Source organism: Pseudonocardia xinjiangensis (assembly GCF_012911925.1).
In the GTDB taxonomy this organism is placed as follows: Bacteria; Actinomycetota; Actinomycetes; order Mycobacteriales; family Pseudonocardiaceae; genus Pseudonocardia; species Pseudonocardia xinjiangensis.
The window spans coordinates 1-7508 of the sequence record NZ_JAAXKY010000239.1 but is presented as its reverse complement, the minus strand read 5'-3'; the positions used below and the strand labels follow the sequence as shown (position 1 = coordinate 7508).

The following is a 7508-nucleotide window of genomic DNA, read 5'->3' as shown; positions in this document are numbered from 1 at the left end:
CCACCCGCCCGCCCGCGAAGGCCGCGGCGGCCTCGTCGGCGGTGGTCGCGAGCCCGAGGTCATCCGGATACCGCTCGGTGAGCCGGTGCACCAGCTCCACCTGCTCCAGCACCGCGGTCACGGCGTCGGCTCCCGCGAACGAGCACGGCACGTACACCGACCAGAACTGGACGCCGACCCGGCCGGCCCGCAGCCGCGGCAGGTCGGTCTGCAGCGCGGGCAGCCCCGCGGCGAGGTCCGTGCCCGCCACGGCGGCGGCGGGGTCGGGCCCGGCGAGGCGGCGCAACGCCCATGGCAGGTCGTTGTGCCCGTCGACGAGCGGGGTGCGGGAGAGCAGGTCGAGCGCCCGGTGATCCACTGCCCGAGTATCACCCCCCGGGGCCCGTCGCCGCACCGATCGTGGCACGGTGCATGTCATGACCACCCCCCGCGACCGTGACGCCGCGGGGCGGGCCCGCAACGCCCGCCCCCGCGACGCGTACGGACGTCCGCTCCCCCGCGGCAGCGAGGGCGTCGACCGGGTGCCCGAGGACCTCGTGCTCACCCCCGACGAGTCCGTGACGGAGGCCCAGCGGCTGCTCGACGCCGGCCGCCCGTTCTCCGCGCACGAGGTGCTGGAGGGGGCGTGGAAGGCGGCAGCGGAGCCGGACCGGGAGCTGTGGCGCGCGCTGGCCCAGCTCGCCGTCGGGCTGACGCACGCCCAGCGCGGCAACGCCCGCGGCGCGATCGCGCTGCTCGACCGCGGGGCGGGGCACCTCGCCCGCTGGGTCGGCCCGGTGCCCGCCGGGCTCGACATCCCGGGTCTGCTGGCCCACGCCGAGGCACTGGCGCGCCGGATCGAGCGCGACGGCGCGGACGGCCTCACCACGGACGATCTGAGCCCGCGCCTGCGGGCCGGCGTGGCGTAACCCGTTCGCCAGGAGCGTGCCGGTCCCGAGATCATGCCTCGTGGCCATCACACCGGTGCTGACCGACGGCGTCGTCACCCTCCGCGCGCACGTCGACGCCGACGTCGAGGACCTTCTCCTGACGGGGTCCGATGCGGAGTCGGCCCGCTGGACGACCGTGCCCGTGCCCTACGGCCGCCACCACGCCGAGCACTGGGTGCACGAGGAGGTGCCGGCCGGGTGGCGTGACGGCACGGCCTTCCGCTGGGCGATCGAGGCGGTCGAGGCGGGTAGGCCCCGGTTCGCCGGCAACCTCGACATCCGCACCGGCCCACCGCCCGACCTCGGGTTCGCCGCGGCGCCGTGGGCCAGGGGCCGGGGGCTGGTGACGCGGGCCGCCCGGCTGGCCACCCGGTGGGCGTTCGACACCTGCGGGCTGCCGATCGTGCACTGGTCGTCGATCGCGGGGCACCTCGCGTCCTGGCGGGTGGCCCACGCCTGCGGCTTCACCTTCCACGGGGAGCGGCCGCTCTCCGTGGCGCACCGCGGCGTGCTGCACGACGGCTGGTACGCGTCGCTGCGGCCCGGCGACGAGCAGTCGCCGCGCACGACCTGGTGGCCGGTGCCCGTCCTGGACGGCGAGCGCGTCCGGCTGCGAGCGCACACCGAGGCCGACCTGCCGCGCATCGCCGAGGCCTGCTCCGACGAGCGGTCCCGGCACTGGCTGGCCGGGCTCCCCCACCCCTACACGGTGCAGACCGCGCGCGAGTTCGTGCGGAGCCGGCGGCTCGGCGAGTCGCTCGGGCAGTCGGTGACGTGGGCGGTCGCCGCCCGGGACGACGACCGGCTGCTCGCCAACGTGGGCGTCTTCGGGCTCGACGACGCCCTCAACCCCACCGGCGGGGAGATCGGCTACTGGGCCCACCCGGACGCCCGCGGTCGCGGGATCGTCGGCGAGGCCGTCGACCTCGCGGTGGCGCACGCATTCACCCCGGTGCCCGACGGTGGGCTCGGGCGGCACCGGCTGCAGATCGGCGCCGCGTGGTCGAACACCGCGAGCCGGCACGTGGCCGAGCGGGCGGGGTTCACCCTCGCCGCCCGCTACCGCCTGGACGGCGTGATCGGCCACGGCGAGAGCCGCAGGCTCGACGACGGCGCGTGGTACGAGCGGCTCGTCGACGACCCGGCCGCAGTCACGACCCGCCGGGGTTGAGGGTGACGGTGGTGGGCGCGTAGCCGGCGCCCACCACGTCGACGCCGTCGGCCTTCAACAGCCCGATCGCGCGCTCGACGTAGGTGTTGGTGAACGCCTCCGGGTCGGGGTCACGCGTGAGCACCGTCTGCCCGTCGGCGTTCACGGCCGTGCGCGCCACCCGCACCGTCTGCTCCCACGCCGCGGGGACGATCGTGCCCGCGCCCGCGGCAGGCGAGGGCCAGATCAGCTTGTTGACCTCGTTGACCTGCCACAGCTGGTGGCTGGCACCGAGCGTCGAGCCCGCCTTGACGACGATGTCGCGGCAGGACTCGACGTTGTCACGGCAGTACGCCCAGCCCTCGATCGAGGCCGCGATGAACCGGGTGGTGGTGTCCTCGTAACCGGGGTCCGACAGCCGCTCGGTGCTGGCCCAGATCGCGTCCTGCAGCATCGCGGTGCCGGTGTCGTTCCAGTTGATCACCGAGAAGTCGGCCGGTGTGTAGAGCTGCCCCGTCGCCGGGTTCCGCGCCTCGAGCACCTGCGCGTACTCGTTGTAGGACATGGCCTGCGCGGCGTCGATCTCGCCGGACAGCAGCGCCTCCATGTCGAACTGCTGCTGCACCAGCGTGACGTCACGGGCCGGCGTGAGCCCGGCCGCGGTCATGCCCGCGAAGAGCTCGAACTCGTTGCCGAAGCCCCAGTTGCCCACCCGCTTGCCCCGCAGGTCGGCCGCGGACGTGATGCCCTTGTCCGCGAACGCCACCTGGTAGGTGCCCGAACGCTGGAAGATCTGGGCGACGTCGGTGATGGCCGCGCCCTGCTCCCGCGAGGCCAGCGCCTTCGGCACCCAGGCGATCGCGTAGTCGGCCTGTCCCTGGGCCAGCACCGTCTGCGGGACGATGTCGACCCCGCCCTCCTTGATCTGCACCTCGAGGCCGCGCTTGGCGTAGAAGCCCTGGTCGACGGCGGCGAGGTAACCGGCGAACTGACCCTGGGTGGACCACTGCAGCTGCAGCGTCACCCGCTGCGGGCCGTCGCCCGACGCGGAGCTGTCCGTGCCCGGCCCCGTCGTCGTGCACGCGGCCACGGAGACCACGAGCGCGGCCGCCACAGCGAGCGGGCGCAGGAGTCGTCGGGACGGCGGGCGACCGGCCGCTGAGCGTCGGTGCATGGGGACCTCCGGAGTTCGTCGATCAGGTGCGACCGCGGGTCACCAGGCGCTCAACGAGCAACCCGGCGAGGTGGAACAGCAGCCCCAGTGCGATGGAGGCGGCGACGAAGGCCCACGCGCGGGCGTAGGCGGTGTTGGCGGCGGCCGAGGAGATCCTGCTGCCCAGGCCGTTCTGCAGGCCGCCGAAGTACTCCGCGACGATCGCCGCGATCACCGCGGCGGGCGCGGCCAGCCGCAGCCCCGTCATGATGTACGGCACCGCACCCGGCAGCCGGACGAACCGCGCGTGTTGCCACGGGGTGGCGGCGAGCGACGTCATCAGCTCGGCGTGCACCGGCTGCACCTGGCGCAGCCCGCGCATCGTGGACACGAACACGGGCACGATCACCACCACCGTGACGACGAGGCGGCGCGCGACCTCCGTGGTGGAGCCGAACATCGTGGTGAACACCGGGGCGAGCGCCACGATCGGCACGGCGCTCGCGGCCAGCACCACCGGCGTGGCGAGCTCCTGCACCAGCCGGGACGCCGCCGCGAGCAGCGCCAGCGCCACCCCGATGACGAACCCGGCCACCAGCCCGACCAGCGCGTTGCCGCCGGTGACCGCGGTGGTGGCGAGGATGACGGGGGCCTGGGCCCCGATCTGCGTGACGATCGCGCTCGGCGGCGGCAGCAGGAAGGAGGGCACCCGGCCCAGCACCACCACCAGCTCCCACACCACGAGCCCCGCGATCCCGAACGCGACGGCGGGCCAGACCCCGAGCAGCCGCCCCGCGCCGCGTCCCGTCCCGGGCCGTACGCGCCTGCCCGAGCTCACGCCCGCCGCGCCGGGCACCGCGTCCGACCTGGTCACTCGTGCCCCTTGCGCAGCGCCTCGCGCACCGCGGTGATCGCGGAGAAGAAGGCGCCGGACTCGCGGACGTCCTCGACGTCGGCGGGTGCGAGGTCGGTGGCCGCCCCGTCGACCGGCCGGCAGCCCGGCACGATCTCGGTGATCCGGCCCGGCCGCGGTGACATGACCACCACCCGATCCGAGAGCACGACCGCCTCCGGGATCGAGTGCGTCACGAACAGCACGGCGGCCCCCGTCTCCCCGATGATCCGCAGCAGCTCGGCCTGCATCCGCTCGCGGGTCATCTCGTCCAGCGCCCCGAACGGCTCGTCCATCAGCAGCAGCCGCGGGCTGGGCGCGAGCGCCCTGGCGATCGCGACCCGCTGCTGCATGCCGCCCGACAGCTCGCTCGGGCGCGACCCGGCGAACTCGTGCAGCCCGACGAGCGTCAGCAGGTCCGTGGCACGCGCCCGGCGTTCCACCTTCCCGACACCGTGGACGTGCAGCGGCAGCTCGACGTTCTCGGCGACCGTGCGCCATTCGAGCAGCCCGGCCTGCTGGAAGGCGATGCCGTAGTCCTGGTCCAGCCGCGCCTGCTGCGGCGACTTCCCGCCGACCAGCGCCGCACCACCGGTCGGCTGCTCCAGGTCGGCGACGACGCGCAGCAGCGTCGACTTCCCGCAGCCCGACGGCCCGATCAGCGACACGAACTCACCCGGGCCCACCTCGAGGTCGATGCCGTCGAGGGCGTGGACGTCGCCGAACCGCTTGTCGACGCCGGCGAGGGCGACTGCGGCGGTCATCGAACGCTCCCGCGGTAGCGGCGCAGCCCGACGTCCAGGAGCCCGACGGCGCCCGCCGCGACGAGCCCCAGCACCGCGGCGCCGAGGATCGCGGTGTACATCCGCGAGGGATCGCCGGTGGCGGACTGTGCGTACTCGATGATCAGCCGGCCGATCCCGCCGCGCGTGCCGGTGGAGATCTCCGCGACGATCGCGCCCACCACCGCGGCCGCGGCGGCGAGCCGCACCGCCGGCACGACGTGCGGGACGGAGGCGGGCAGCCGCAGGCGTACCAGCGTGGTCCACCAGCCCGAGGCCATGGCGCGGAACAGCTCGACGTCGGCGCTCACCGGTGAGGTGAGCCCGCGCAGCATCCCCACCGCGATCGGGAAGAACGCCAGGTAGGACGCGATGACCATGACGCTCGCCCACGGCTGCCACGACCAGCCCAGGATCGCGATGTTGCCGCCCCACCCCGCGACCAGCGGGGCGATCGCGATGAGCGGCACCGTCTGCGACGCCACGACGTAGGGCAGGGCGGCCCGCTCCACCAGCCGGAAGCGCTGCATGACCAGCGCCAGCAGGACCCCGAGCACGCCGCCGAGCAGCAGCCCGCCCATGGCGAGCCCGAGGGTGAACAGCGCACCGGACGCCACGGCCGCACCGACGGTGCGCGTGGTGGCCGCCCCCGCGACCTCGGGCTCGGTCAGCCGGCCGAGCACGGTCCAGACGTGCGGCATCGCCGCGTTGTCGGTGCGGGGCAGCACGCGCGTGCCGCCGACCGTGACCCCGCCCGGGGGCAGAACGAGCTTCGCGAGCTCCCACAAGACGATGAGCAGCACGAACGCCGCGACAGTTGTGACAACCGTGCGCGACCGACTTCCCATCCGCAGGCTCCTGACGCTCGGCCACACCCCGCGGGTTCCCGGGTGGTGGAAGGCGATACTGCGAGGCGCGGATGACCGTAGCGTTACCGGAGCGTTCCCAGTAGTGCCTGCTGCTCCGTATGTCCGTTCAGCGGTATGTCCGCTCAGCGCGGCATCCGCCGCCACAGCGCGCGGGGCGCATGGCGGAGCACGGCGAACACCGGACGCAGCACCGCGGGCACCCAGACCTCGCCCCGGCCGCTGCGCAGCGCCCGCACGGTGGCGTCCGCCACCTGGTCCGGAGTGGACGAGAAGGGCGCAGGCGTCATGCCGTCGGTCATCCGGCCGATGACGAAGCCCGGACGCACCAGCAGCACCCGGGCTCCACTACCGTGCATCGCGTCCGCGAGGCCGCTGGTGAAGCCGTCGAGACCGGCCTTAGCCGATCCGTAGACGTAATTCGCGCGGCGCACCCGCACCCCGGCGACCGACGAGAACACCACGATCGTCCCGCAGCCCTGGGTGCGCATCACGGCAGCGAGCTGCGTGAGCACCGCGACGTGCGCGACGTAGTCGGTGTGCACGATCTGGACGGCGTGGTCCGGGTCGCGCTCCGCCCGCACCTGGTCCCCCAGCAGGCCGAACGCGACCACCACGACGTCGAGCCTGCGATGGCGGCGTACGACGTCGAGCAGCACCGCGCGGTGCGACCCGAGGTCGTCGGCGTCGAACTCGACCCGGTCCACCTCGGCCGCCCCGGCCTCACGCAGCGTCTTCTCCTCGGCGTCGAGGTCAGCGCTGCGGCGCGCCGCCAGCACCACCGTCGAGCCCGGCGCGAGCCTGCGCGCCACTTCCAGTCCGATCTCGCTCCGTCCACCAAGGACAAGAACCGTCTCCCCCATCGGCGCAGCCTGACATATCGCCGCAACACGTGAGATCTAGCGTGGCGGCGTGCCCGAGATGACTTTCGAGATCCGCTGGCCAGACGGCTCGGCGCGGCACTACTACTCGCCGTCGCTCGTCGTGGAGGAGTACCTGACCGCCGGGGAGTCCTACCCCGTCGAGGAGTTCGTGCGGCGCAGCCGGGAAGCGCTCGGGATCGCCGGCGAGCGGGTACGCGCGAAGTACGGCTTCCCCTGCTCGCGGGCGGCGGCCTCGCTGGCGGCGATCGAGCAGACCGCGGCCGGTTTCGCCGACGGTTCGGTGCGCGTGGAGCGCCTGACCCGCTGACACCACCCGCGAGTCGCCCGAAAACCGTGCGCGAGTCGCCCGGAAATCGTGCGCGAGTCGCCCCGAAACCGCCCGCGAGTCGCCCGATCTCCGCGGGCGCTGCGTCCACGCCCGCTGAGGTCGGGCCCGGCACCTGGCACATACTGGCCCGATGCACGCCGCCGTCCTCGGCTCCCCGGTCGCCCACTCGCTCTCGCCTGCCCTGCACACCGCCGCCTACGCCGCGCTCGGGCTGCACGACTGGAGCTACGAGCGCTGCGAGTGCGACGAGGCCGGCCTGCCCCGCTTCGTCGCCGGGCTGGATCGCGAGTGGGCCGGGCTCTCGCTGACGATGCCGCTCAAGCGGGTGGCGCTCGAGGTCGCCGACGAGGTCTCGCCGCTGGCCACGGCCACCGGCGCCGCCAACACGCTCGTCCTGCGGGACGGGCGCTGGTCCGCCCACAACACCGACGTCGCCGGTCTCGTCGCACTCGCAGCGCTCGTAGCTCCAGTCGTGCAGCCCGAGCGCGGCGTAGGCGGCGGTGTGCAGGGCAGGCGAGAGCGAG

General features: G+C 74.2%; 9 protein-coding genes and 1 pseudogene. 4 read left to right on the top strand and 6 right to left on the bottom strand.

Annotated features, from left to right (window positions below; genetic code table 11):
- The coding region (locus HF577_RS35925; RefSeq protein ID WP_312859602.1) for a membrane dipeptidase at nt 1-358 on the bottom strand (358 nt) is incomplete at its 3' end.
- Nucleotides 359-416: 58 nt separating this feature from the next.
- Here HF577_RS35925 and HF577_RS35920 point away from each other — a divergent pair.
- Both HF577_RS35920 and HF577_RS35915 read left to right on the top strand, forming a co-directional pair.
- Entirely contained in the window at nt 417-908 is a 492-nt protein-coding gene (locus HF577_RS35920) for a DUF309 domain-containing protein (RefSeq protein WP_169400462.1), read from the top strand.
- A 40-nt stretch (nt 909-948) separates the two neighbouring features.
- Nucleotides 949-2100, top strand: coding sequence for a GNAT family N-acetyltransferase (locus HF577_RS35915; protein ID WP_169400461.1), 1152 nt, complete (start codon nt 949-951; stop codon nt 2098-2100).
- Here the strand turns inward: HF577_RS35915 and HF577_RS35910 are convergent.
- From HF577_RS35910 to HF577_RS35890, 5 genes are all read right to left on the bottom strand, one after another.
- Complete coding sequence (locus tag HF577_RS35910) at nt 2081-3253, bottom strand: ABC transporter substrate-binding protein (protein ID WP_169400460.1); 1173 nt, start codon at nt 3251-3253, stop codon at nt 2081-2083. The genes HF577_RS35915 and HF577_RS35910 overlap by 20 nt on opposite strands.
- Nucleotides 3254-3275: 22 nt before the next feature.
- Nucleotides 3276-4106 carry an ABC transporter permease gene (locus HF577_RS39990; RefSeq protein WP_211175370.1) on the bottom strand — a complete coding sequence of 277 codons (831 nt, stop codon included), beginning with the start codon at nt 4104-4106 and terminating at the stop codon, nt 3276-3278.
- Nucleotides 4103-4888, bottom strand: a complete 786-nt coding sequence (locus tag HF577_RS35900; protein ID WP_169400459.1) for an ABC transporter ATP-binding protein — start codon at nt 4886-4888, stop codon at nt 4103-4105. Before HF577_RS35900 ends, HF577_RS39990 begins: the two co-directional genes overlap by 4 nt.
- Nucleotides 4885-5709 (bottom strand): ABC transporter permease, encoded by an 825-nt coding sequence (locus tag HF577_RS35895; protein ID WP_211175369.1) that lies wholly within the window; start codon nt 5707-5709, stop codon nt 4885-4887. The genes HF577_RS35900 and HF577_RS35895 overlap by 4 nt, the downstream gene beginning before the upstream one ends.
- A 188-nt stretch (nt 5710-5897) precedes the next feature.
- Complete coding sequence (locus HF577_RS35890) at nt 5898-6635, bottom strand: SDR family NAD(P)-dependent oxidoreductase (protein ID WP_169400457.1); 738 nt, start codon at nt 6633-6635, stop codon at nt 5898-5900.
- A 58-nt stretch (nt 6636-6693) separates the two neighbouring features.
- Here HF577_RS35890 and HF577_RS35885 point away from each other — a divergent pair, with 58 nt between their 5' ends.
- Both HF577_RS35885 and HF577_RS35880 read left to right on the top strand, forming a co-directional pair.
- Nucleotides 6694-6963, top strand: coding sequence for an MSMEG_0570 family nitrogen starvation response protein (locus tag HF577_RS35885; protein WP_211175372.1), 270 nt, complete (start codon nt 6694-6696; stop codon nt 6961-6963).
- A gap of 151 nt (nt 6964-7114) precedes the next feature.
- Nucleotides 7115-7508, top strand: a pseudogene (locus tag HF577_RS35880) (shikimate dehydrogenase); the annotation flags it as partial.

Bases quoted from the DNA above. Each gene is read 5' to 3' on its own strand.
- HF577_RS35910 (WP_169400460.1), bottom strand. From the start codon at position 3,253: ATGCACCGACGCTCAGCGGCCGGTCGCCCGCCGTCCCGACGACTCCTG.
- HF577_RS35890 (WP_169400457.1), bottom strand. From the start codon at position 6,635: ATGGGGGAGACGGTTCTTGTCCTTGGTGGACGGAGCGAGATCGGACTG.
- HF577_RS35920 (WP_169400462.1), top strand. From the start codon at position 417: ATGACCACCCCCCGCGACCGTGACGCCGCGGGGCGGGCCCGCAACGCC.
- HF577_RS35900 (WP_169400459.1), bottom strand. From the start codon at position 4,888: ATGACCGCCGCAGTCGCCCTCGCCGGCGTCGACAAGCGGTTCGGCGAC.
- HF577_RS35885 (WP_211175372.1), top strand. From the start codon at position 6,694: ATGACTTTCGAGATCCGCTGGCCAGACGGCTCGGCGCGGCACTACTAC.